General features: G+C 48.4%; 22 protein-coding genes. 14 read left to right on the top strand and 8 right to left on the bottom strand.

The features are described 5' to 3' along the window. Positions 1 to 98 precede the first annotated feature (98 nt). The 4 genes from HQN60_RS01410 to HQN60_RS01395 all read right to left on the bottom strand — a co-directional run bounded on the left by HQN60_RS01410 (position 99) and on the right by HQN60_RS01395 (position 5,195). Positions 99 to 1,238 carry an ABC transporter ATP-binding protein gene (locus HQN60_RS01410; protein WP_173532010.1) on the bottom strand — a complete coding sequence of 380 codons (1,140 nt, stop codon included), beginning with the start codon at positions 1,236 to 1,238 and terminating at the stop codon, positions 99 to 101. A 348-nt stretch (positions 1,239 to 1,586) separates the two neighbouring features. Beyond that, positions 1,587 to 2,426: a carbohydrate ABC transporter permease gene (locus HQN60_RS01405; RefSeq protein ID WP_173532009.1), complete on the bottom strand. Its 840-nt coding sequence runs from the start codon at positions 2,424 to 2,426 to the stop codon at positions 1,587 to 1,589. 161 nt (positions 2,427 to 2,587) lie between these two features. Then, positions 2,588 to 3,493: a carbohydrate ABC transporter permease gene (locus HQN60_RS01400; RefSeq protein ID WP_173532008.1), complete on the bottom strand. Its 906-nt coding sequence runs from the start codon at positions 3,491 to 3,493 to the stop codon at positions 2,588 to 2,590. Positions 3,494 to 3,950: 457 nt separating this feature from the next. After that, complete coding sequence (locus HQN60_RS01395; RefSeq protein WP_173532007.1) at positions 3,951 to 5,195, bottom strand: extracellular solute-binding protein; 1,245 nt, start codon at positions 5,193 to 5,195, stop codon at positions 3,951 to 3,953. A 354-nt stretch (positions 5,196 to 5,549) separates the two neighbouring features. Between HQN60_RS01395 and HQN60_RS01390 the strand changes: the two genes are divergently transcribed. The 6 genes from HQN60_RS01390 (at position 5,550) to HQN60_RS01365 (ending at position 11,275) form a co-directional block, all read left to right on the top strand. Then, positions 5,550 to 6,800, top strand: coding sequence for an ABC transporter substrate-binding protein (locus HQN60_RS01390; protein WP_254456658.1), 1,251 nt, complete (start codon positions 5,550 to 5,552; stop codon positions 6,798 to 6,800). A gap of 54 nt (positions 6,801 to 6,854) precedes the next feature. Continuing rightward, complete coding sequence (locus HQN60_RS01385; RefSeq protein ID WP_173532006.1) at positions 6,855 to 7,571, top strand: response regulator; 717 nt, start codon at positions 6,855 to 6,857, stop codon at positions 7,569 to 7,571. Further along, positions 7,564 to 9,069 (top strand): ATP-binding protein, encoded by a 1,506-nt coding sequence (locus tag HQN60_RS01380; RefSeq protein WP_173532005.1) that lies wholly within the window; start codon positions 7,564 to 7,566, stop codon positions 9,067 to 9,069. The genes HQN60_RS01385 and HQN60_RS01380 overlap by 8 nt, the downstream gene beginning before the upstream one ends. Positions 9,070 to 9,152: 83 nt before the next feature. Next, on the top strand, positions 9,153 to 10,103 hold the full coding sequence (locus HQN60_RS01375; RefSeq protein WP_173532004.1) for a TIGR02285 family protein: 951 nt from the start codon (positions 9,153 to 9,155) through the stop codon (positions 10,101 to 10,103). 146 nt (positions 10,104 to 10,249) lie between these two features. Then, the gene (locus HQN60_RS01370; RefSeq protein WP_173532003.1) at positions 10,250 to 11,023 is read left to right on the top strand and encodes a phytanoyl-CoA dioxygenase family protein; all 774 of its coding nucleotides are present in this window, start codon (positions 10,250 to 10,252) and stop codon (positions 11,021 to 11,023) included. A 21-nt stretch (positions 11,024 to 11,044) separates the two neighbouring features. Further along, the gene (locus tag HQN60_RS01365; protein ID WP_173532002.1) at positions 11,045 to 11,275 is read left to right on the top strand and encodes a hypothetical protein; all 231 of its coding nucleotides are present in this window, start codon (positions 11,045 to 11,047) and stop codon (positions 11,273 to 11,275) included. A 145-nt stretch (positions 11,276 to 11,420) separates the two neighbouring features. Here the strand turns inward: HQN60_RS01365 and HQN60_RS01360 are convergent, their stop codons facing one another. Beyond that, positions 11,421 to 12,281 carry a transglycosylase SLT domain-containing protein gene (locus HQN60_RS01360; RefSeq protein ID WP_173532001.1) on the bottom strand — a complete coding sequence of 287 codons (861 nt, stop codon included), beginning with the start codon at positions 12,279 to 12,281 and terminating at the stop codon, positions 11,421 to 11,423. 103 nt (positions 12,282 to 12,384) lie between these two features. Between HQN60_RS01360 and HQN60_RS01355 the strand changes: the two genes are divergently transcribed. From HQN60_RS01355 to HQN60_RS01345, 3 genes are all read left to right on the top strand, one after another. After that, the gene (locus HQN60_RS01355; RefSeq protein WP_173532000.1) at positions 12,385 to 13,461 is read left to right on the top strand and encodes an enoyl-CoA hydratase/isomerase family protein; all 1,077 of its coding nucleotides are present in this window, start codon (positions 12,385 to 12,387) and stop codon (positions 13,459 to 13,461) included. A gap of 98 nt (positions 13,462 to 13,559) precedes the next feature. Beyond that, positions 13,560 to 14,249 carry a Bax inhibitor-1/YccA family protein gene (locus HQN60_RS01350; RefSeq protein WP_173531999.1) on the top strand — a complete coding sequence of 230 codons (690 nt, stop codon included), beginning with the start codon at positions 13,560 to 13,562 and terminating at the stop codon, positions 14,247 to 14,249. A gap of 211 nt (positions 14,250 to 14,460) precedes the next feature. Then, positions 14,461 to 15,201, top strand: a complete 741-nt coding sequence (locus tag HQN60_RS01345) for a hypothetical protein (RefSeq protein ID WP_173531998.1) — start codon at positions 14,461 to 14,463, stop codon at positions 15,199 to 15,201. 3 nt (positions 15,202 to 15,204) lie between these two features. On the opposite strand, the gene recR is transcribed toward HQN60_RS01345, so the two are convergent. The 3 genes from recR to dnaX form a co-directional block, all read right to left on the bottom strand. Continuing rightward, a complete protein-coding gene (recR, locus tag HQN60_RS01340; RefSeq protein WP_173531997.1) occupies positions 15,205 to 15,801 on the bottom strand; it encodes a recombination mediator RecR in 597 nt (198 codons plus the stop codon). A gap of 196 nt (positions 15,802 to 15,997) precedes the next feature. Beyond that, positions 15,998 to 16,330, bottom strand: a complete 333-nt coding sequence (locus HQN60_RS01335) for a YbaB/EbfC family nucleoid-associated protein (protein WP_173531996.1) — start codon at positions 16,328 to 16,330, stop codon at positions 15,998 to 16,000. A gap of 94 nt (positions 16,331 to 16,424) precedes the next feature. Beyond that, on the bottom strand, positions 16,425 to 18,119 hold the full coding sequence (dnaX, locus tag HQN60_RS01330) for a DNA polymerase III subunit gamma/tau (RefSeq protein ID WP_173531995.1): 1,695 nt from the start codon (positions 18,117 to 18,119) through the stop codon (positions 16,425 to 16,427). Between the two features lie 30 nt (positions 18,120 to 18,149). Between dnaX and HQN60_RS01325 the strand changes: the two genes are divergently transcribed. The 5 genes from HQN60_RS01325 (at position 18,150) to HQN60_RS01305 (ending at position 25,437) form a co-directional block, all read left to right on the top strand. Continuing rightward, on the top strand, positions 18,150 to 18,359 hold the full coding sequence (locus tag HQN60_RS01325; protein WP_254456657.1) for an oxidoreductase-like domain-containing protein: 210 nt from the start codon (positions 18,150 to 18,152) through the stop codon (positions 18,357 to 18,359). An 89-nt stretch (positions 18,360 to 18,448) separates the two neighbouring features. Next, complete coding sequence (gene dacB / locus HQN60_RS01320; RefSeq protein ID WP_173531994.1) at positions 18,449 to 19,885, top strand: D-alanyl-D-alanine carboxypeptidase/D-alanyl-D-alanine endopeptidase; 1,437 nt, start codon at positions 18,449 to 18,451, stop codon at positions 19,883 to 19,885. Between the two features lie 229 nt (positions 19,886 to 20,114). Beyond that, positions 20,115 to 21,689 (top strand): glutamine-hydrolyzing GMP synthase, encoded by a 1,575-nt coding sequence (gene guaA, locus HQN60_RS01315; protein ID WP_173531993.1) that lies wholly within the window; start codon positions 20,115 to 20,117, stop codon positions 21,687 to 21,689. A gap of 307 nt (positions 21,690 to 21,996) precedes the next feature. Beyond that, the gene (locus HQN60_RS01310; RefSeq protein WP_173531992.1) at positions 21,997 to 23,199 is read left to right on the top strand and encodes a tyrosine-type recombinase/integrase; all 1,203 of its coding nucleotides are present in this window, start codon (positions 21,997 to 21,999) and stop codon (positions 23,197 to 23,199) included. 195 nt (positions 23,200 to 23,394) lie between these two features. Further along, positions 23,395 to 25,437 (top strand): hypothetical protein, encoded by a 2,043-nt coding sequence (locus tag HQN60_RS01305; protein ID WP_173531991.1) that lies wholly within the window; start codon positions 23,395 to 23,397, stop codon positions 25,435 to 25,437. The last annotated feature ends 34 nt before the right edge of the window (positions 25,438 to 25,471 follow it).

Below are 25,471 nucleotides of genomic sequence, written 5' to 3'. Positions count from 1 at the left end.
GTTTAATCCGCCGTTGAATGCAGGCTAGCTCGATGCTGATAACGCCCGCGATAAGTCCATGTCGCGGGCGGGGCTTTGCAACCAAACCTTAACAGACCCTAGGCAGCTATTTTTTGCTGCTGGCGCGATGACTGCATATTGCCGGGCTTTAAGCGGCGTAGCGCTTGACCATCGGCATTAAAGACATGAAACGCATTACTTGGCGCGCTAATGCTGATTGGCGTACCGAGTTTGACTTCGCGTTCGCCATCGCCGCGAACCACGATATCGACGCCATTGGCCAGCGTGAGATACAGATAATTGGCTTCACCTAAATGTTCCACCAAATTAACGACCCCAACTAGGGGTATGCCGCTGTGAGCCTCTTCAATTAAATGCTCTGCGCGTATACCTACTGTGACCGCATCGCCTACTTGTGCGCTGTCATTGGCAACGAGTGCGATAATGTCGATGCCACCCGCCAAAGTAATCGATAAACCTTCGGGCAAAATGGCTTGCACTACGCCTTTGAGTAAATTCATCTTGGGCGAACCAATAAATCCGGCGACAAATAAATTGGCGGGTTGCTGGTAGAGTTCAAGCGGCGTACCGGCTTGCTGAATATGGCCGCCTTCCATGACGACAATTTTGTCACCGAGTGTCATCGCTTCGATTTGATCGTGGGTCACGTAAATCATTGTGGCGTTTAAATCGCGGTGCAATTTGGCGATTTCCAGTCGCGTTTGTACCCGTAATGCGGCGTCAAGATTGGATAGCGGTTCGTCAAACAAAAATAATTTCGGCTCACGCACAATTGCCCGACCAATTGCCACACGCTGGCGCTGGCCGCCGGAAAGTTCGCGCGGTAGGCGCTCAAGCAAATGATCAATTTTTAAAATCTTGGCGGCATTTTTAATCCGCACGTCGATTTGCGCTTGGTTTTCTCCGGCGATTTTGAGGCCAAACGCCATGTTTTTGTACACGCTCATATGTGGATACAAGGCATAGCTTTGGAACACCATCGCGATGCCACGCTCGGCCGGTGTCAGATCATTGACCACGGTGTCACCAATGGCGAGTTCTCCGCCGGTAATGGATTCCAAACCGCAGATCATCCGCAGCAGCGTCGATTTACCGCAGCCCGACGGGCCGACCAGCACCACGAACTCGCCGTGCTGTACATCTAGATTGATACCATCCAATACTTTGGCCTTGCCGTCGTAGGATTTAGAAAGATTATTTAGTGTTACGTTGGCCATAAGGCACCTCTTGAAAACAATGATTTAGGTCGCGTGATCGTGTTAAAAACATCCACCACAGCGGCACAGAGACACAGAGGAAATAACTGGCTCGCTGCCGTGTTCTGGGCTAGCAAATTGCTTGGTTTGTTTATCGTTCTCGATGATGCAAGTTCGGGTTACTCCTTTCAGTCTTGTCCACAGGGCACTTTAGAAGCCGCATTAGCGTTTTTCTCTGTGTCTCCGTGCCTCTGTGGTGAAGGGGTTTTTACCCACCTATTTCACCGCCCAGCGTTAAGAACTTCAAAAATCGCCATGCGTTTTTCTCTGTGTCTCTGCGCCTCTGTGGTGCAAGATTTTTTACCCAACTTATTTCACCGCCCCCGAAGTCAGGCCACGAATCAGTTGGCGTGAGAAGATGCTGTATAAAATCAGCACCGGAATCACTGCCAGGCTGAGTGCGGCCAAGACGGAATTCCAGTCGGTGACGTATTGACCAATAAATTGCTGCACACCGAGCGTGACGGTTTGCGTTTCTTCACCGGGCGCTAAAATCAGCGGGAACCATAAATCGTTCCACACCGGAATCATGGTAAACACCGCGACCGTGGCCACGGCAGGGCGGATTAGTGGCAAGATCACTTGGAAGAAAATCTTAAATTCGCCAACACCATCACAGCGCGCGGCTTCTTTAAGTTCCTTTGGAATTTGCGCGATAAACTCGCTCAAAATCATCACCGCCAGCGGCAAGCCTTGCGCGGTGTAGACCAGCACCAAGGCGGTTAGGGTGTTGATCAGATTGAGCTGCACGATGAGCTCCAAAATCGACACTGTGCCCAAGCGAATCGGCACCATAATCCCGATCATCATATAAATCGCCAGCATACGATTGCCACGGAATTTGTATTCCGACAGCGCCCAAGCCGCCATTGCGCCAAACAGCAAAATCAACGCAAGTGAGGCCAGCGTGACGGTCAGGCTATTGCCGAAATACAGCATGAAATGCGATTTAGCGATGACCTTTTCAAAGCCACCTAAAAAAAACGTTTCAGCGGTGGGAAAAGCCAGCGGATTATCAAAAATCGCCGCTTTGGTTTTAAAGGCGTTAATTAAAATTAAAACAATCGGAAACAAAGCCAGCAGCGTGTAGCCACCCAGCATGCAATGCACGCCAAAGGCGGAGAGTGGTTTGTATATCTTTCGTGTCATAAAAATTCCTAATGACGAGATTAAAATGAGATTGCAACAAATAACGACCACAGAGACACAGAGGCACGGAGAAATTCAAAATCTAAACAGCGCCTTTATAGAGATAGGGCTGGGGCTGGTTTTCCTCTGCGTCTCTGTGCCTCTGTGGTTCATGTTTCACATCACAACTCGTAACGCGTCAGCTTGCGCTGCACGAAGTAAAAGTAAGCGCCGACGCCACAGAGGATGACGAGGAACATCAGCGTTGCCACTGCCGCGCCCATGGTTGGGCTGCCGATTTGGCTTTGGTAGCCAAAGAAGGTGCGGTAAAACAAAGTCCCTAAAATATCGGTACTGTAGTTCGGCCCAGCAATCGCGCCTTTCACCGAGTAAATCAAATCAAAGGCATTAAAGTTGCCGACATAAGTCAGAATCGTCACCAGCCCTAGCGTGGGCAAAATCAGCGGCAGTTTGATTTCCCAGAAAATACGCCAAGCAGACGCGCCTTCCACGTGGGCGGCTTCGACAATGTCTTCGGGCACGGCCAGTAGCGCGGCGTAAATCAGCATCATTGGGATGCCAACGAATTGCCAAACCGAAATTAATGCGAGGGTAATTAGCGCCGAGCCTTCTTCACCGAGCCATGGCTGGAAATACTCCCCCAGTCCGACCGCATTGAGCATTGATTCTGAAACGCCCCACAATGGCGACAAAATCAGCTGCCAAATAAAACCAATAATCACCACCGACAGCAGCGTGGGGAGGAAAATAAAAGTTCGGTATTGCCGCGCGAACTTGAGCCCTTTGAGTGACAACAGCGTGGCTAAGATCAAGCCAATTGGGTTTTGAATCAGTAAATGAATCAAAAAAAACTTAAAGTTATTGCCCATTGCATTCCAAAACGCGCTTGACCAAGCGGGATCGGTGAGAATGGTCAGGTAATTACTCAATCCCGAAAAATGGCTGGCACCGGTGTCGTTGGTGGCGTAAAAACCAAGACGCAAAGTGTCGAGTAAAGGTAAGGCGCTAAAGACCGAATAAATCAGTACCGCAGGCGCAAGAAATAAAACGATATGCCAGCGTTTCATCACAACTCCAAAAATAAAAAAGGCCGTAAATCAATGCCGTGAAATGGCGGTGGTGGTGTTTTGGTGGGTTGTCGCTTACGCTCCGTAACCCACCCTACGAGCCGAATCAATCAGTACCGCAGGCGCAAGAAATAAAACGATATGCCAGCGTTTCATCACAACTCCAAAAATAAAAAAAGGTCGTAAATCAATGCCGTGAAATGGCGGTGGTGGTATTTTGGTGGGTTGTCGCTTACGCTCCGTAACCCACCCTACGAGCCGAATCAATCAGTACCGCAGGCGCAAGAAATAAAACGATATGCCAGCGCTGCATCGCAACTCCAAAAAATCAAAAAAGACGGGTCAAGCACAGGGGATGTATTGGATGGGTTGTCGCCCCGCTCAATAACCCCGCCTACGAAAAAAAAGCCGGCGGCAAGCCGCCAGCTAAACTCACGCTGGGGTGAGGGCAGATCAATTATTTTTGCTGCGGGGCATACCATTTTGCAAAACCAGTTTGGATTTGCGCTGCGGCGTCTTTCGGTGCCATTTTGCCGTTGAGCACTTGCGAGCTGACGTTCCACAATTCATTTTCCATCGCTGGCGTGCCACGGTTCATGATTTGCGCGTTTAGGCGAATGGTGGATTTGCAGGTTTTGCGCCAATCGAGCATTTGTTTGGCCACTGGGTCTTGTACCGAAATCAGATGATTCGATAGTGAGAAAAAGCCGGTGACTTTATTGGTGTAAAGGTCGGCAAATTCTTGTGAACCAAGCCAAGCCAAGAATTTATACGCATCGGCTTTGTTTTTGGCTTTTGGGTTTACGCCCATACCAATATCGGTGTGATCCGAGATATAGCATTGGTCACCCGCTTTGGCGACTGGCGGTGGGAAGGCGCCAAAGTCTAGGCCTTCTTTATTAAAGTAAGCGATGTCCCAGCTACCTGCTGGATACACACCGGCTTTGCCCATGGCGAACAAGTTTTGGCTATCGGCATAGGTTTGGGCTGAAGCACCTTTGCCCATCAGCGGGCCCATTTTGCTCAGTTGTTCCCAAGCAGCAACAAATTGTGGGTCAGTGAATTTGGCTTTACCAGCGATTAAGGCTTTGCGGCCTTCTTCGCCTTTCCAGTTATTGGCGCCGACGTTGGTCAATACCGTTTGGTTTGATTCCCACTGATCAGCCGTGCCTAAAGCGATTGGCGTTTTGCCTGCGGCTTTGATTTTTTCCATCGCGGCAAAAAACTCAGCTTGCGTTTTGGGTACTGGCAAGTTCAGATCTTTAAAGATTTTTTTATTGTAAAAATACCCATGAATGACCGAGGCCATTGGCATACAGTACGTCGCTTTGCCATCATCGGTTTGCCATGCCACTTTGGCAGAGGCGGGGAAGTTTTCCATGCCGGCTTTGCCGTCGAGTTTTTCAAGCTGACCTTTTTTAAATAAATCCAGTGATTTATCAAATGGACGGCAAGTGATTAAATCGCCAGCAGTAGCACCGGTAAGGCGGGCGGTTAAGCTTGAATCGTATTCAGTGGGAGCCGTTGGCGTAAATTTAACTTGAATGCCTGGGTTCTTTTTTTGAAACGCTGGAATTAACACTTCTTCCCAGAGGGCTTTATCATCGACTCGCCATGATTCGATATTCACGGTACCTGCTTGGGCGGTTCCTGCTGCCAATAAAGTCGCTAGTAAGAGATGACGTGTGTTCAGAGTGCGCATGCGATTAAATCCTCGTGTGGTGTATGCCGTGATCTATTTGTCTCGGTGGCGCTAAATTAGCATCGAGTAATTTGTGACACTAGCGACGGGGATTTTTCGCAAAATTATGCTGATGTTGTTGAATTTGTTGAGTTACATGACATTGGCTTGTGATTTGTGCGTTACAAAAAATCACAGGAAAATTGCCAAAAAACGGCAAAATGCTGACAAAGCCTGCATTATCCTATGTAATCCCCTTGTTTGCGCTGATTGCATATCGGCATAAAAAGAAATGTTTTATTACGCTTTTCCTTGGAAGCTTACGATATAGTCGACTTAATTCATGGAGAATTGCGACAGGTGTTTGAATCAATAGTGAAAATCATAAAATACCCTGCGATCAGTCTGATTTTGTTGCTGCTCAGTAGTGCACTACACGCCGCTGAACCGCTGGATGTTTTGCATTGGTGGACTTCGCCCAATGAGCGGCGGGCGGCAGATTTTTTGCGGCAAAAAATGGCGGAAGAAAATATTGAATGGCGTGACTCGGCGATTCCGGGGGGCGCAGGCGTTGGCGCGATGAAGGTGCTCAAAAGCCGCGTGTTATCGGGCAAGCCGCCAGCGGTGTCGCAGTTGATCGGTCCGGCGATTAATGAATGGGCTGAACTAGGCCTGATTTTAGAATTAGACAGTGCGGCGGTACGTTGGCAAAGCCAGTTATTTCCCACGGTGTGGAATCTGGTCGAGCATCGGCAACATACGGTGGCGGTGCCGCTGGGGATTCATCGCATTAATACCTTGCTGTATAACAAAAAAATATTTGATCGCTTGGGATTAAAACCGCCGCGTGATTTTAACGATTTTCGCCGGATTGCTTTAATATTGCAGGCCGCTGGGATTACGCCTTTGGCGCAAAGCAGTGAAGCTTGGCAAGTGGCCACTTTATTTGAAACGCTGGTGCTGGCCGAGGGCGACGTATCGTTTTATCGTGATTTATTTGTGCATAAAAATCCACAAGCATATTTAGACCCGCGCTTTGCTCAGGCTTTAAATCGTTTACGCGAATGGAAAACCTATACGCATAAAACCACGGGCGATCTGCCGTGGACTGAGGTGGCCAAGCAATTTGCCAGCGGGCAAGCGGCGATGTTGGTGATGGGCGACTGGATGAAAGGCGAGCTGGTGGCGCAAGGTTTGGTCTTGGACGTTGATTTTGCCTGTAGCGTTGTGCCCAAGACCGAGGACGTTCATCTCTATAGCATTGATACTTTGGTGATGTTTGCTGGGGATTATGCCAAGCAAGTGAATCAAGAGCGCTTTGCACAATTGATGGTGTCACCGGCGGTGCAAATCGGTTACAACCGAATTAAAGGCTCGATACCGGTGCGAAGGGATATCGATATCAGCAGTATGGATCGTTGTAGTAAGGCTTCATGGCGCGCTTTTTCCCGTGGGGTGGCATTTCAAGCACCAAGCTTGGTGCACCGAATGGCGGCCGATGAAACCTTTAAAGATGTGGTAGTGGCACAGATTCAAACTTTTTATTTAGATGACAAGATTTCAGTTGCCGAAACGCAGCAGCGCTTAGCGGCGATGGTGAAAGCGCTTAATCGCAAAGATGAGTAATCGGCGCTGCGGATACCGCCGCGCGTGGGATCGCTCGATGCAAAAGGACAGGGAATGAGCCGTAAGATTTTAATTGTGGATGATGATTTAAAAACCCGCACATTGCTCAAAGCGTATTTGGAGCGCAATCAATATGATGTGCGTCTTGCCCCCGATGGCGAAACATTTTTGAGCGAATTTGAGCGTTATAAAGACGAGCTCAGTTTGGTGATTTTAGATGTAATGCTGCCAGACACCGATGGCTTTGCTTTATGCCAAACCGTGCGAAAAAATAGCAATGTGCCCATTATTATGCTGACCGCCAGCTCGGACGAGACGGATCGAATTGTCGGCCTTGAATTGGGCGCCGATGATTATATTGCTAAGCCATATAACCCCCGTGAATTACTGGCGCGCATCAAAGCCATTCATCGCCGTACCGGTATTGAGACGGGCTCTGGGACTGGGCGTTACTATCGTTTTGTTGGTTTTACGCTCGATACGGTTGAGCGTAATTTAATGTCGCCCGATGGGGATGTCGTGAAGCTCACCGGCTTGGATTTTCAGTTATTGAAAATGTTTTTAGAGCACCCGGGGCAGATTTTGGATCGCAGCCAATTGGCCGAAGAAACACGTGGCCGTGATGCTGGGCCGCTGGATCGCTCGCTTGATGTGCAAGTGAGCCGTTTACGGCAACGTTTAGAAGACGATGGTAAGCACCCCAATTTGATTAAAACCGTGCGCGGCGCGGGTTATGTGCTCTCGGCCGAGGTGACCATTAGTCATGTTTAAAGGGCGGTGGCAATGGTTGCGTGAATTGGCGCGACGCGCCCGTTTAATGAGCATGCCACGTTGGTTAGAGCATATTTTGCCATCGCGATTATTGCCGCGTTTATTGTGGGTGATGGCCGTTGGGGTGTTGGCGTCGCAATTAATTGGCAATGCAATTTGGGCGAATTATTTGCAAAATAAGTCCGAGCAAGAGGTCAGCGCGGCGGCCGACCATATTGCGCTCGGCGCGGTGAGTGCGGTGCATTTTTTTCAAAGTTTACCGCCCAATTATCGGCCGCTAGTAATTCAGCAATTACGCGAAATGGGCGGGACGCGGTTTTTTGTAACGGTTAATGATAGCCCGATCCCTGTGCATGGTATTGCCGTGCAGCCTTTATCCAATCAGGTTTTGCAGGTTATACGTCAAATATTTGAACAAAAACTACCGCAGTTAACTGATTTGCGTTTGGCCTTTGCTTGGCCGAATCAATTGGCGGTTTCTAGCGATGGCATGACTGTTTCGCAATTACCCGATCACTGGATTAAAAACACCTTGTTGATGGCGCCGCGCCCAGCGCCGGTGTTGGTGATTCAAACTGAAATTGAGCCCGGACATTGGCTGTATTTGGCCACCTTAATGCCCGATCCTTATTTTTTGGATAATAGCGATCCAATGCCGCCTGAGCGTTGGCTATTGCAATTGATTACTTTATTTACGGTATTACTTTTGACTTGGGTGGTGGTGCGCTGGATTACGCGGCCATTAGCCGCGCTATCGGAAGCGGCCGAAGCGTTTGGTAAGGGCGAGTCGCCGCCGTTACCGGCCGAAGGTAGCGAAGAATTTATTCGTACTGCCCATGCCTTTGGCGCGATGCGCGAGCGGATTCAACGTTATTTAGAAGACCGTGAAAAACTTTTTGCCGCGATATCACATGATTTACGTACGCCGATCACGCGGCTGAAATTACGCACCGAAATGCTCGACGATGAAGCGGTCAGGTTGGAGTTTCATGAAGACCTCGACGAGCTCGATATGATGGTCAAAGGCGCTTTGCAAAGCGTTAAAGACAGCGATATTCATGAAAATCGCACCCGAATTCGTCTTGATGCGCTGCTTGGACGGATGGTTAGAGATTCGCGCATGGCCGGGCATGAAATTGCCTATAGCCGCTGCGGTTTATGGGTGATGGTTAAGCCGTTGGCGCTCAAACGCGCCTTAAGTAATTTGATCGACAACGCGCTGTTTTACGGGGAGCGGGTTGAGATCTCGGTACTGGAAGGCGTGGGCAAGGTGGTGATTGTGGTGCGCGATCATGGACCTGGCGTTCCCGATGAGGCGTTGGCGACGTTGTTTGATCCTTATGTTCGGCTAGATCATGGTCGGCAGCATAATCATCAAGGGCATGGTCTGGGCCTAGGGATTGCACGCAATATTATTCAGGCCCACGGTGGCGTTTTAGAGTTGAGTAATCATCCACAAGGCGGCTTGCAAGCCATGGTGACGCTACCGCAGGATTGATAAAGCTGTCACCAATCTGATACTACCTGAACTCTCTTGTATGTACTAATCTGATCTTAGTCGATTTAAATACAAGAGAGATCATGATGAGCAGATGGATTAGGCAATCGGGATATTGGTTTTTGAGTCTCTGTTTATTGTCAGCGGCACCAGTACGCGCAGCAGTGGTTGATGAGATTACGTGGTTGCTACTTGATTTGCCGCCTTGGATGATATTGGTCGATGGCAAGCCCACCGAAGGGATGTCGGATATCCGACGTCGCATGGTTTTTGACCGTATGCCAGAGTATAAGCAAACGTTTGTGGTGGCGCCCACGATCAGAATCAAGGCCATTATGGAAGAAGAAAATCCCAAAGCCTGCTTTGCCTTAAGTCTGATTACGCCTGCGCATGAAAAGCGATTTTATGCTGCGCCGATTGAGCAGGTTTTGCCGCACTCTGTCATCGTGAGGGACGAGATCATTGCGAAAATTCCACGTACTAAAGAGGGTAAGGTGGATTTTGCTGCGCTGGTGAATAGCCCTAGTTTGCGTGGTTTGATCAACAAAGGCCGCAGCTATTCTGATGATATTGATGAAAAAGTGGCAAAACGTGCTGCAAACTCAGGGTTGTCGTATGTCACTTCAATCAAGGGTAATTCCAATGCATTTAAAATGCTGTCCCAAGGGCGTGCGGATTACACCGTTGAATATGAAGAATTGTGGATGTACGCCAAGCGCAATACGGCAGATTTAAGTTCCGCCAAACTGAAGGCGCTACCGATTGATAATGCCAAGTTGTTAACTGGTGGCATCGTGTGCCCACGCACGGCATGGGGCCGAGATGCCATCATAAAAATTCGTAACATCACGAGCCAGCTTGCTTCAAATCCTGAATTTCAGAATAGAACCAATCGCTGGCAATCTCCTGAAACGTTATCAACTTACAAGGTGGCGCTGGACCAGTTTTATAAGGAAATGGGCAAGCCACTCAATTTGAAGGAACTGCCACCTATTCTGATCGGGCGTCAGCCTAAATGGGAGAATAATATTTGACCAACTTTAGCGCTCAATTGCGCTATTAAATGCCACTTACACGGCTAAATGAAAATCATTGCGCAATAAATTTCTATGGATTTAACCAAGCAAAGGCAGTGCTTCAAGTACAATCGGGCTCTGACTGATTTTTCCGAGTTTGCGCCGTGTTTGAATTTTCTCAGCCGTTTGATGTTGCCCAGTTAAAGCGTGTATTTGCCGAGCAAGGCGTGGTGATTTTGCGCGGGTTTGCTGCACCTGAGCAGGTGGCCGAGATTCGCGCTGAGGCGATGGCTGCGTTAGATAAGCGCGAAGCACCATTTGAATTAGAAGCAAGCTTGGCGTATCCCGGTGCGCCCGAATCGGTTGCCGCGCAAGGTGGTCAGACGATTCGACGTTTACGCGGTATGGTGGCGCGCTCGCCTATTTTTAGGCAATGGGCGACGCATCCACGCTTGTTGGCGTTATTGCGACCGTTGTTGGGCGAGCGGATTACCTTAACGCAGGTGCACCACAATAGCTTGATGACCAAGCAACCTAGCTTTAGCAGCGATACGTTATGGCATCGTGATTTACGCTATTGGCGTTTTAGTCGGCCGCAGTTGGTGTCTTGCTGGTTGGCTTTGGGCGATGAAAATCCAGAAAACGGCGGCTTGGGATTTATTCCCGCATCACATAATTTGACCTTGCCCGAAACTGCTTTTGATTCGCGAGAATTTTTGCTTGCTGATCATCCAGTGGCTGCGCCGTGGATTGCTAAAGCGCAGTTTCCGCGCCTTAGTGCGGGCGATGTGGTGTTATTTGATGCGCGTACTTTTCATGCCGCGAGTCGCAATAGCACCGAAAAAACCAAGTATTCTTTAGTGATGAGCTACCATGCCAGTGACAATTTGCCACTAGAAAATAGTCGATCTGCGACTGAGCCCGGCGTAGATTGCTAGTTATTTTTCAAGGAGATTCAGATGCCTGTTAGTCCAGAGCAGTTCTCGTCACTGATTCAGTTAGTGAGTCAATTGCAGCCGATGCCGGCGTATCAAGCGGCCAAAGAGCTGGAAATGCTCAAGCCCGAAATGACCGATGCGCAGCGTCATGCCTATGAGCAAGCTTTGGGTGAAGCGCAGCGCCAGCGCAAAGAAATTGAAAAAGCCAATGCCGCAGCTACTGAAGACGCGTTTGATCAAGACGAAGATTAAACCGAATTGGTGCTGCTGCAGTTTAAACGTGCTCAGTGACTTGAATGTTTTGCTATAAAAGTAAGCCAGTAATCTGGTTTGGAAGTCTGAATTTTTAGTGCTGCTCAATAAGGTATATACAGCTAGGCTTTAAAAAATAATCTGTCTAGCGATATACCTTTGTTTTTTTGCTTTTAGCTGGTTCTGGAAACACATTGATATCGCGGTCGCGATCGGCAGCGGTTTGGTGAACTGAAAAAGGGTAGAGTTGCAGTACTTTTTTCACGTATTGCTGTGTTTCTGGATAAGGCGGAATCCCACGGTAGTGATCTACTTTTCCTTCCCCTGCATTGTAACTGGCGGCCACTAAGGCGATATTGCCTTGGTAGCGATCGAGTAGCCAGCGCAAATAGCGCACCCCACCTTTTACATTTTGGCTGGTATTAAAGACATCTTTGACATTAAACCGCGCGGCCGTTTCGGGAATCAGCTGCATCACGCCCATCGCCGATTTGGGCGAAACCGCGCTGCTATTGAGGCCCGATTCAACTTTGGCGATGCTCAGTGCAAATGATGGATCAACGCCGTGCCAAGTGGCGACTTTGCTAATGATATTGGCAACAACTTGTTGGTTGGCATTCATTTTGGCGTTCTGGATCGGTAATTTACTCATGACCGGCTCCACATCCGCTTCAACGCAGCGCGGTAAACGATGGCCCGTGATGCGAATGGTTTCGAGCATTTTTTGTGCTTCTTGGTGGCCTTGTTCGGCAGCGATAGATAATAAGCTAGCGGCGGCGACTCGGTCTTCAGGCACGCCAAAGCCAAAAGCATACAACATGGCTAAACGATATTGTGCTTCGGTAATGCCTAAACGCGCCGCATAGCAATATGTGACTGCCGCAGCCCATGGATTACGCGTTTCTTGTTGTGTAGCTTTTGCTAGTCTGGCTTGCCATTGTTCTTCGTTATCATTGCCAGAGGCCACTGACAATGCCAAGGTTATGCTGAATATTGTTGTCAGCATGGCGGTTTTCCTAATGGTTGACGTTAGGGATTCAGCATAGTCTCAATCAGATTGTGCGAGTTATAACGTCTGATTAAAGGCTTTAAGTAAAAAGGATATTTGAATGACAGTTCACGTGCGACTGATGACCGGCCACAATGGCACTCAGCTTGGTATTTTAGCGTTATCAGCGCCAGAGCGGATTAATGCGCAAAATTTAAGCATGGTGCGGCAAATATGTGCAGCGCTAAATGATTGGCGTGATCAAGCGCAAATTGTGGCGGTGGTCATGATTGGCGCCGGTGAGCGTGGGTTTTGTGCCGGTGGTGATTTGAAAGCCTTGCATGCTGCGATGACCCAGCCCGGTGAATTGGCGCAAGGCGATGCTTTTTTTGCTGAAGAATACTTATTGTGCCAAATGATTCGTGACTATGCCAAACCGGTGATGGCGTGGGGGCATGGCATTGTAATGGGCGGGGGCTGGGGCTTATTTGCTGCCGCGAGTCATAAAGTGGTTACTGAACGCAGTAAATTGGCGATGCCAGAAACGGCGATTGGTTTGTTTCCGGATGTGGCAGCGAGTCGCTGGCTGAACGAGCTGGCAGGTTTTGGTCCTTTTTTAGCTTTGTCTGGCGTGGCAATCAATGCCAGCGATGCGCTGTATTGCGGTGCCGCGCAATGGGCCTTGCCCGAATCAAGTCGGCATCAAGTTTTAATGGATTTAAGCGCTTTAGCTTGGCAGGGGCAGCCTGAATTAGATCGGGCCTTATTGAGTGCATATTTAACGCAGGCGGCACAACAAGTCGCGCTCATCCTGCCTGAAGGCAATTTACCAGCGCATCAAGAGCTGTTGCATGCTTGTGCGAGCGGTAGTTTGAGCGATGCTTTACACCACATGAGTTACTTTTCGACTTTGGATGATGCTTGGCTCGCTGCCGCGGCACTACGAGTGCAACGCGCGTCACCCACGTCGTTGTGGTTAGCGTGGACTTTGCAAAAACGCTGTGCGGCATTGTCGTTTGTGCAGACAGTGCAATTAGAAACCGAGGTCAGTGCGGCTTGTTTACGCTATGGTGACTTTGCCGCCGGCATTTATGCCACATTATTTGATCGCAACCATTCCCCCGTTTGGCAACAAAGTCAGGCCAATCAATTGGAAGTCTCTAATTTGGCCCAAGCGTTTCCGATGTTATGTAATTGATTATTTGTATAATCGATGTGAAAGTTTGAAACTTTTTGTCTTTGCCGCCCTCTTAGCAGGTGATACAGTATCGACACCGATCAATCAGGAGATTCAAAATGCAATCTTTTAATACCAACACCACGACGTATGGCAATAGCGCCTTGTCGGCAGAACGCAATCAAGTTCTGCGTAATACCTACTTTTTATTAGCTTTGACGATGTTGCCAACTGCCGCTGGCGCCTTGCTCGGTATGTCTATGCAGTTTCGTATGAGCGGCTTTTTAGGTTTTGGCTTATTTATGTTAGTGAGCTTCGGGGCGTTTTATGCCATCGAAAAAACCAAAGAAAGCAGTGCTGGCGTGTTTATTTTGTTGGGCTGGACTGGCTTTATGGGCTTGTGGCTCAGCCAAATTTTGCAAATGGCAATGAAATTTAGCAATGGTCCAGAAATGATCGGCATGGCTGCAATTGGCACCGGCGCGATTTTCTTTACCTTGGCGACCATCGCAACAGTGACAAAAAAAGACTTTTCCTTTATGGGTAAATTCTTGTTTATCGGCATGGTGATTGTTTTGTTGGCGGCAGTCGCCAATATTTTCTTTGCGATTCCTGCTTTGTCATTGACGATTTCTGCTGCCGTAATCATGATTTTTTCGGCGTATATTTTGTACGATGTGAGCCGTATCGTGAATGGTGGTGAAACCAATTACATCAGCGCCACATTGAGCTTGTACCTGAATGTGTACAATATTTTTGTTAATTTGCTCAGTATCATTATGGCGTTCACTGGCAATAGCCGTGATTAATCCACGCGTAATGCGTTTAAAAACGTCACCTTAGGGTGGCGTTTTTTTATCCTTAAAAATTGGATTTTTGCGGCTATTTGCCGATATAAACCGCAAGCAAAGACAATGAGCATGTCGGAAATTTTCTGATTTAAGCTTGAATCTTGAATGTGTGGTTGAGTTGAGATATTGATTACGCTTTTTTTATGGCCAAGCGTCGCTGGAGTTACTGATGCAAATTAATCCGTCATTGATTTTCAAAACCTTGATTCGCAATGATGTCGATGAGCAAAGCAAAGTGAAAACCAAGCCAATTTGGCAGCAAGAGACGCTGAGCAAAATGTCGGCATGGCCAGAATCGATGAGCCGTTCGCGTAAAGATGCGGCCAAACAAAGAATCGCTGAGCTAAAAATGCAGCTCGATATGATGATGAAATTTGCTGTGGTTGGTAAAGGTAATCCGGCTGCGGCGATTCGTTTGGCTAAAGAATTGGCTGCCGCCGTTCGCGCCTATGGCGGCGCAGGCGCAGGGGTGGGCGATGTCAGCCAGGGTTTGGCTTTGGCTGGTAGTGAGGGGCAGGGCGCGGAAAAAGCCGCAGAAACCACCGTTGAAAAACCCACCGCAGATTTAGCAACGCAAAGTACTGCGCAGGCCGATGCATTAGCCAAAGCAGTATTGTCGCAAGTGACTGCGCAAGCGAACTTGGCGAGCAGCAGCAAGGGCGGAGTGACAGGGGAAGATCAGCAGTTTTTGCATGAAGCTAAAGTGCTCTTGGGTCGAATTAAGGTGTTAATTGGCCTAGAAACTAAAACCGCTGAAGACGAAAAAAAAGCCCGCGCGGCGATTCGTGACGCTGAAGGTGCGCTAGAAGAGGCGCCAGGGGATTTAGCGCAATCGAATTTGGCAACGGGCTATACCGCTGGAGGTGAGGGGGTGGTGGATACTGCGTCGTCGTTGTCGGTGAGCGCTTAGGACTTATAAGCCACGGCGCTCGATCAGTGCTTGCGCCAAGGTACCGGGGTCAACATGTTCCAGTTCGCCACCAACAGGGAGTCCGCGGGCAATCCGACTGACTTTTAGACCACGCGCTCGCAGCATTTCAGCGACATAATGCGCGGTGGCTTCGCCTTCGGTGGTGAAGTTGGTCGCCAAAATCACTTCAGTCACTTGGCCATCACTGGCGCGCTCAAGTAATTGTTTGAGTGCAATATCGTGTGGGCCTATGCCATCGAGCGGGCTTAAACGGCCCATTAAGACAAAATACAAACCTTCATAACTGCGTGTTTGCTCAATCGACATTAAGTCGGTTGGCATTTCAATCACACATAATTGCGCATGATTGCGTTGTTCATCCAAGCAAATGTCGCAGGTATCGGCCTCGGTAAAGGTATTGCAATGGCGACAATGCTTGAGGGTGCCCAAGGCATTTTCGAGTGCATGGGCCAAGTCCGACGCGCCGACTTGATCGCGCTGTACTAAATGAAACGCCATTCGTGCCGCCGATTTGGGGCCAACGCCGGGTAACACGCGCAATGCATCTATCAGATTTTGTAATGAGGCAGGAATAGGCATAGGTATTGCTCTGGTGGCGTTTGTGGTTGGTGCCTAAATAGCAATACCACGGGTGTTGTTATGGCGTGGATAACTGTTTGTTGGTATTAGTAAGGCGCTATCTCGTAGAGATAACGCCTTGGGCGCTGCATCGTATCACGAGTAAAGATCGCCATTGCTCACGGCTTGCGCGCGACGCTATGGCGATGTGAGCCCATTAAAATGGCATTTTAAAGCCAGGTGGCAATTGCATGCCGGCGGTGAAACCGCCCATTTTGGCTTGGCTAGTGGCTTCTACTTTACGCAGCGCATCATTAAATGCGGCAGCGATTAAATCTTCGAGCATGTCTTTGTCGTCAGACAATAGGCTGTCGTCAATGGCAACGCGGCGAACAACGTTGCTGCAGGTCATCGTGATTTTAACCATGCCAGCGCCCGATTGACCTTCAACTTCTACGTTGGCCAATTCGTCTTGGGCTTTTTTCATATTCTCTTGCATTTGCTGCGCTTGTTTCATCAAGCCAGCCATTCCGCCTTTACCACCAAACATAAGATTTCCTTTTTAATCATGAAGAGAAAAGCTGCCAGCGAAAAGATGGGGCGATTTGCTCGCTGCTTATCTTGGTTTCGCTGGCTGATTTTTTTTAAATGGGTTTGATTGAGTCCAATGCAATACTTGCGCCAAATTCTTTCACCATGGTTTGCACGAAAGGGTCGTTATTGATTGCCGCAACGGCTTGATCTTGGCGCTCTTGCTTTTCACGGTAATGAATATCGGCAGGCGTTTCAGTTTGAACTTCGCCAATTTGTACATTGAGGGCGATATCGCGACCAAAATGCTCGCTCAGTGCGCTGCGTAATTTTTCTTGATAATCACGCGTTGCCACACTGCGATGCACTTCTTCAACTTTAATATTGAACTGTATGTCGCTGTAGCTTAGTAGCTCCGAGTGCTGCGCGAGCATACCTGCCTGACCCAATTTGAGGTGCACCACCAGCGCACGCCAATCACCATTAAACTGAGCTGGCTTGACAGGCGCACTGGCGCGAGCGGGCATCGACATGGCCGCAGGCGCGGCATCTTGCTGCCAAGGTGGTGATTCATTGCGAGCTGGGGCGCTGGCAGGATTGCTCGGCGCTAGATTGTTTGCGACCGTATTTGGTGCTTGATTTGTTGAGGCCTGATTCGTTGGCGCTGGCGTACTCGGTACCGCGGGTGGCTGATTATTGGCTGGTAATGCCGTATGGCCTGCGCTACTTGGCGCAAACGCCAGCATCCGCAAAATCGTCATGGTAAAACCGGCGTATTCATCCGGTGCTAGCGGTAAATCACGTCGTCCATGCAGCGCAATTTGGTAATACAGCTGGATGTCTTCGGGTGAAATGACTTGCGCCGCGGCGACAATTTGCTCGCGCAGCGGTAAATCATCCGCCAGCGCATTGGGTACAGCTTGCACCAGTGCAATCTGTTGTAATAAAGCGGCTAATTCATGCAAAGCGGCCTCATACGAGAGACCCCGCTCGGCAATGGCATCGGCGGTTTTGAGTAGCGTGCTACCGTCTTTGGCCACCAGTGCCGTGAGCAAATCAAATAAATAACTTTGATCAACCGCGCCGAGCATGGCGCGTACGCCAGCTTCTTCAACTTTACCTGCGCCATAGGCGATGGCTTGGTCAAGCAAAGATAAGCCGTCACGCATGGAACCACTGGCCGCATGACCAATCAGATTGAGTGCAAGTGCTTCGTATTCAATTTGTTCAGCTTGTAATACCGTATTCAAATGGCCAGTGACCTGCTGCGGCGTCATTTGCCGTAATGAAAACTGCAAACAACGGCTCAGTACCGTAATCGGCACTTTTTGCGGATCGGTGGTGGCCAGAATAAATTTGACGTGGCTGGGCGGCTCTTCCAGTGTTTTCAGCATGGCGTTGAATGCCGACTTGGAGAGCATGTGCACTTCGTCGATAATGTAAACTTTGAAACGGCCAGCGGTCGGTGCATACTGCGCGTTGTCCAAGACTTCGCGAATATTATCGATACCGGTATTGGACGCCGCGTCGATTTCAAGTAGATCGACAAAACGCCCCGCATCAATTTGCGTACACGCTGAGCAAACGCCGCAAGGCTCAGACGTAATGCCGGTTTCGCAATTGAGCGCTTTGGCCATAATCCGGGCGATCGTGGTTTTACCCACACCACGGGTGCCGGTGAGCAAATAGGCATGATGCAAGCGCTCAGAGGCAAACGCATTTGCCAGCGCTTTAATCACGTGTTCTTGCCCGACCAATTGGGCAAAAGTTTTTGGTCGCCACTTACGGGCTAGTACTTGATAGCTCATAGCGACATTCTAACAGATGCGATAGATGAAATGACGATGAATCCGCCTGAAGCATTACCAGAAAGCCACGATCCTAAGCCTGAAGCGCCGATAGAGCCGCCACTTGAGGCGTGTTGCAGTAGTGGCTGCTATCCCTGTATTTTTGATGTGTATACCGAAGAGCTGCAGCAATATCGGTTGGATTTAGCCGCGTGGCAAGCGCGGCAAAGCGGCGCTACTGCAGCGCCTGAGTCGATTTAAATATCCCCAACTGAACTTCGTTTTGACATCAGCCCGCATAGCTTGGGCACAAAGCGCGGTTTTTTTTATGAGTTGATAGGAATCTCACGTTGAAAAAATGGATCACTTTGCTGGCCTTGGCCATGAACAGTAGCTGGGCGGCGCAAACGCAGACATTACCGGTTGGCGTGAGCAATGCTTTAAAAGCGGCAAAAATTCCCGCGGATGCGATTTCGATTGCGATGCTGCCGCTCGATGGCGCAGGGCAAGCGCAATTTTATCGGGCGGATGTGCCATCCAATCCAGCCTCAACGATGAAATTAATCACTACCTATGCTGGCTTAGAGTTATTAGGGCCAGCATGGCAATGGCGTACTGAGTTGCGTGCCAATGCTTTACCGAATAAACAGGGCGTCTTAGAAGGCCCCGTGTATTTAAAAGGCTCGGGAGATCCGAAGCTGACGCTCGAGCGAATGTGGTTATTGGTGCGCGATTTAAAAGCGGCGGGCGTCGAGGATATTCGCGGTGATGTTGTGCTAGATCGTAGTGCTTTTGTGATTGATGAAAAAGAGCCGGCGTTTGACGATGATGGCGAGGCCAGTGATCGGCCGTTTATGGTTAAACCCGATGCGCTACTGACTAACTTTAAGTCTATTCGCTTACGCATTCGCAGTGATGGCGAACGGGCTCGAGTGTCGGCTGAGCCCGATTGGCCAGAAGTGCGCTTGAGTAATCAATTGGCGATTGCGGCTGGCGGCAGTTGTGATGCGTGGCAAAAACGTGTGCAATTTCGAACTGGGCAAGCCACGCCACAATTAATGTTGCAATTGGTGGGTGAAGTACCTGCTGGGTGTATTGGCGACAAATATATGTCGGTATTTGATGCGCCGACCTATACCTATCAGTTGTTTCGTAATTTATGGTTAGAAGCCGGTGGCAAAATCAGCGGCAAAATGCAGCTGGGTGTTACACCTAGCTCGAGCGTGTTGTTGGCCAGTAGCCAATCTGATTCGCTCACCAATACCATTCGCGATATTAATAAATACAGTAACAATATGATGGCGCGGCAATTGTATTTAACGCTGGGTGCCGTGCAAGGCTTGCCGCAAGACGGCGCACATAGTGCGGTGCGCGCCAATGCGGTCATTGCTCGTTGGTTGCAAAGTAAGGGGTTCAATTACCAAGAATTGGTGCTGGAAAATGGCGCTGGTTTATCACGTAAAGAGCAAATCAGCGCCCGACATTTGGCTGAACTACTGAAAGACGCGTGGCAGTCGCCATTGGCGGCTGAATTTATCGCCTCATTACCGATTGTTGGTCTTGATGGCACGATGAAAAAACGCCTAAAAGATGAGTCTAGCGCCGGGCAAGGGCATATTAAAACCGGCACCCTCAAAGACGTGCGTGCCGTAGCGGGCTATATCCGCGATGCACAAGGCAAAACGTGGGCGGTGGTGGCGATGATTAATCATAACAACGCACCCGCAGGCATGGCCGCACTCGATGAATTACTGCAATCAGTACGTAAAACCTCCGCGCTAAATTAAACCTCAGCCAGCATGCGCGAGTGGTGTTTGGCATCAGGCGCCGATGTTCCCACTATTTTTGTCGTCAACGATGCCGCAATTGAGGTTTGAAACGCTGTTTTAAGCCTCAATTGCGGCAAAAATACAGGTATTTTTGCAGTCCAGCGCCCAATTGATAAAGAGCTTGGGAAGGAAGTATTAAATGCTGGTAAAATGCCGCGTTTTCCCGCACACCATTGGACAATTCGATATGGATAAGATTCTCATTCTTGATTTCGGCTCACAAGTTACGCAGCTGATTGCCCGTCGTGTGCGCGAAGCGCATGTGTATTGCGAACTGCATTCTTTTGACGTGTCGATCGACTTTATTAAAGAATTTAATCCCAAGGGCATTATTTTGTCCGGCGGTCCTAACTCGGTTTACGAGTCAGATTACCAAGCTGACCCAGCATTGTTTGAGCTTGGCATTCCGGTGATGGGTATTTGCTACGGCATGCAATGGATGGCGCAAAGCTTGGGCGGTAAAGTTGAAGCCGGCACGGTGCGCGAATTTGGCTTTGCTGAAATCGAAGTTAACCCAGCTAACCCATTATTTAAAGATTTGTCGGACCGCGTTCACGGCGACAAAACTTGCCTTGAAGTTTGGATGAGCCACGGCGACAAAGTGACTGCCATGCCAGCAGGCTTTGAAGTCATCGCCAGCAACGCGTCTTGCCCAATCGCGGCAATGGCCGATACCACGCGTAATTTCTACGCGGTGCAATATCACCCAGAAGTCACCCATACGCTCAAAGGCCGCGAAATGATTAATCATTTCGTATTGGATATTTGCGCGTCTGAACCAAGCTGGACAATGCCGAACTACATCGACCAAGCCGTGGCAAAAATTCGCGAACAAGTCGGCACGGATGAAGTGATCTTGGGCTTGTCGGGCGGCGTGGATTCATCGGTTGCCGCGGCATTGATTCACCGCGCGATTGGCGATCAACTGACTTGCGTGTTTGTAGATAACGGCTTGTTGCGCTTGAACGAAGGCAAACAAGTGATGGAAACTTTCGCTGAGCACCTTGGTGTTCGCGTAATCCACGTTGATGCCACTGCACAGTTTATGGGCCATCTCGCTGGTGTTTCTGATCCAGAAGCCAAGCGTAAAATCATCGGTCGTGAATTCGTTGAAGTATTCCAAGCCGAATCAGCCAAATTGCCAAGCGCTAAATGGTTAGCCCAAGGCACGATTTATCCCGATGTGATCGAATCGGCTGGCGCTAAAACCGGTAAAGCGCACGCAATTAAGAGTCACCACAATGTGGGCGGTTTGCCAGAAACCATGAAACTCTCTTTGCTTGAGCCATTGCGTGAATTATTTAAAGACGAAGTGCGTGAACTCGGTGTTGCCTTGGGTCTTGCTCCAGAATTGGTTTACCGTCATCCATTCCCAGGCCCCGGCCTTGGTGTGCGTATCTTGGGTGAAGTAAAGCAAGAATATTGCGAACTACTCAAACGTGCCGACGCGATCTTTATCGAAGAATTGCGCGCCGCCCAAGATGAGAAAAGCGGTAAAAACTGGTACCAACTTACCAGCCAAGCGTTTGTGGTGTTCTTGCCAGTGAAATCAGTTGGCGTAATGGGCGATGGCCGCACTTACGATTACGTAGTGGCACTGCGTGCCGTTGTGACCAGCGACTTTATGACCGCCAAATGGGCTGAATTGCCATACGATTTGTTGGGTAAAGTGTCTAACCGCATTATCAACGAAGTCCGCGGCATCAACCGCGTAGTTTACGATGTATCCGGCAAACCACCAGCAACGATTGAGTGGGAATGATCCCGCGTCTGGCAACGCCCGGCACTAAGTAGCAGCAAACACCCCTCAAGCCCGCGTAAATGCGGGCTTTTTCACGTTTTAGTTTGGTATTGACTGGCAAGATTTAGCACCACCAAGCATTAGTTTTTCATGGCACGGCTAATGGTATTCTTTTTTTTCAAGGCCATGATCCGCTGCCAATACCATGCCAAGTCTTTTTGTTATTCATGGTATCGAAATTGCTGGACCCCTTTGTTTATAAGGCTTCCAGCGAGCAAAAAGCAGGCTTTTTGATCATGGTATTTTCAACCTTAAATTGAATGAAACCATGCTCACTGATACCAAGATTCGCAGCCTCAAGCCACAAGACAAAATCTACAAGGTCAACGACCGCGACGGTCTTTATGTGGCGGTCACACCAGCCGGATCGATCTCGTTCCGTTACAACTATTCAGTCAATGGCCGACAGGAAACCATCACTTTCGGACGCTATGGCGTCGGGGGGATCACATTGGCAGAAGCCCGAGAGCAGTTGGGCGAGGCGAAAAAGCTAGTTGCAGCAGGTAAGTCGCCAGCCAAAGAAAAAGCGCGAAGCAAAGCCCGAGTCAAAGATGCTGAGACATTCGGTGCATGGGCGGAAAAATGGCTGCGTGGCTACCAGATGGCGGACTCCACCCGCGATATGCGCCGAGCAGTGTATGAGCGTGAGCTAAAGCCTAAGTTCGGCAATCAGAAGTTGGCAGAAATCACCCACGAGGATTTGCGGGCGCTGACTGACTCCATTGTTGAGCGTGGCGCGCCAGCTACGGCGGTACATGCGCGTGAGGTCGTTATGCAGGTTTTTCGGTGGGCAATTGAGCGAGGTCAGAAGGTGGAAAATCCTGCTGATCTGGTGCGGCCAAGTGCTATTGCTACGTTTGAGCCACGCGACCGAGCATTAACTCCCGACGAAATCGGCTTGATGTATCAATACATCGAACGTATCGGTACGACACCATCGATCAGAGCTGCGGCCAAGCTGCTGTTGCTAACAATGGTGAGGAAAAGCGAACTGACTAATGCAACGTGGAGCGAGATTAATTTTAGTGAAGCGCTTTGGACGATTCCCAAAGCGCGAATGAAACGGCGCAATCCGCATCTGGTTTTCCTGTCCAAGCAAGCACTGGATATTTTCATTGCCCTGAAAACTTTCGCGGGAGGCTCTGATTATATTTTGCCATCGCGGTATGACTCAGATACGCCAATGAGCAGCGCAACGCTGAATCAGGTACTGTCGCTGACGTACAAACTGGCACAGAAGGAAGGAAAGCCGCTTGCCAAATTTGGCCCGCACGATCTGCGGAGAACCGCGAGTACCCTGCTACATGAAGCGGGGTATAACACTGACTGGATCGAAAAATGCCTAGCGCATGAACAGCGGGGCGTGAGAGCGGTTTACAACAAGGCCGAGTACCGGGAACAGCGTACGGCCATGTTGCAAGATTGGGCAAACATTATTGATGAATACGTTGTTACTCATCGATTTGCATAATAATTAACGTATTTAGCTTAAGCTGGTGTTTTTTATAAAGCATGCGGATTGTTTGATTAAGCAGGTGCATTAGTTGTTTTTGATTCTTATGTTTTGTGATGTTTATAAGTAATAAGTGTGATTATAGTTGTTGTTATTTATTGAAATTGGTGTACTTAAGGCAATTAATTTTTTTAAAAGGTTGGTTAATTGTAAATGAATATTTCAGATTTTAAGTCTCTCGTTGATGCAAAAATTGATAGATTATCTAGTGCGAAGGTGGATTTTTCAGAGGCTGAACTAAAACAACAAATTTTGAATTGCATCCCATTCACCCAGAGGTATGAAGCATTATTAATCGTTAGACAGCTTGAAACTGATTTTGCATTGCGATGGCTGTGTGATGCTGAACCAGTGCAACTATACGCCGATGTTATCAGGGCACTTAAGGCAGTACGTTTAGATGAAGGATGTTCACCTTCTAATCAAATTGATTGGGAGCGCGTGGTGGAGCTTGGGCTTAAATATGCCAAAGTTTTTGATTATGACGATCCTCTCGATCAACGATGGAGCTCTAACTCCCGTCTTTCGCAATTTTCTTATGCCATCAGGAGGCTGCGTGAACTCGGGTATCGCATTGAATTGCCGCAGTCTGGAGAAATTGTTATTCCAGATTCTGATAGAAATCGCATTAAGTCTGAGGTTTCTAGGTTAGCAAAGGAATTGGGTAGAAGTTTAGCGTTTAGTATTGTTGACTGTATTGGTAAAACATATAGTGGGGTTACAGGAAGATATCATGTTGGGCGAACTGGGAAAACAGTAGAGCTGAATGCCAAGCCAGAGATGCCTTTAGCTTATTTATATCACCTTGGGCTACGCTATTTTTCCTGTGAGCCAGCGCCTTCGGTAGGCATAGATGAACTTGATCTATTAATTGAACTTGCTACTTGTGCACTTACTCTTGAAGATATTGGCATCTCATTATTAGAATTACAATTTGCGAGAATCCAAGATTTGCCAGATTTGACGAAAAAATCTGCTCTTTATGATGCTGCTTTTACTTTAACTCAAGCGAAACCTATAGATGCAGAAGCTTATATTTTCTGGTTACTAAAACATCCGAAACTTGCACAGCTAAATAATAAGAAAACTGGACGGACTGCAGTGCAAGTACTTGCGCTTGCTAAATTGCTGCTGCAAATTATTAAACATAGAGTTTTTCATGATTTTATTGGAATTGAGTCAATTCTTGATCCAATGAGGCTGGCTTTTGCTACTGGTCTTGATGTTAATTCAGCTAGGTCTTTTTTGCGCGAAGTTTTTGCTCATGAGCATGGAGCAAATCAGAAACTTAGTTTTCCTCCTCGTGATACTAATATTGACGCCGCTTTTCGACCATTGTTAGTTGCGCAGGACAAGCTATTTTTGCAACCGGGGCCTATCGCAGCACGTGCAGTGATTAATGCATCCTTAGATTGGTGTCGTAAACAATGGCCAACAAAAATGTTTGACGATGAAGTCGTTGGTCCTTTGTTTGAAGAGTTCGTTCGTGACATTTTTACCAAAAAAGGAATCGAAATTTTTTATGGACAGTATGAGATCGATGGGGAAGATGGAGAGTGTGACGCTGTACTGGAAACTAAGGACGTAATTATTTTCTTTGAGTTAAAGTCGAAAATGTTAACCCGTAAAGCTAGATCGGGGGATGATATAACAGCTCTTGCTGATTTAGGGCAGGCTATCGTACGTCCACAGGCTCAAGCGATGAGACATCATGCATTTTTAACTGAATATGGATCATTAACTTTAAGGTGCGGAAAAGTACAGCATGTAATTAATAAGTTGGATCGAGAAGTCTTTAAAATTTCAATTACTCGAGGTGACCTACATAGCTTGCATGATCGCCCTTATCTTCAGCATTTATTGCGTACGGGGTGTGGCGTGACTTTTGAAACGAAAGATGTTTCAAGACAGAACGAGCTTGCTCAATTGCATAATTATTTTGATCGGTTTAAAGCGGCAGCTGTTCGTGCTGGGGAGATGGATTTCACTAAGCCATTTCCTTTTTCAAATTCATGGAGCCTCTCAGTTTTTCATTTAATGCTTTTGTTGGAGCGATCAAATAATGCGGAGGATTTTGCTAAGGAACTTCAGCGTAACAGAAGGGTATTCACGCCGCTACGAGACTTCTACCAAGAATATGCATTTATGCTTGACCTAGAAGCCTCGCGGGATAATTTAGTTACTACTCCACAATGAGTTAATAACAATTCGTATGTTGATTTTTGATGAA

Source organism: Deefgea piscis (assembly GCF_013284055.1).
Lineage (GTDB): Bacteria > Pseudomonadota > Gammaproteobacteria > Burkholderiales > Chitinibacteraceae > Deefgea > Deefgea piscis.
This window is presented reverse-complemented; position numbering and strand designations above follow the sequence as displayed.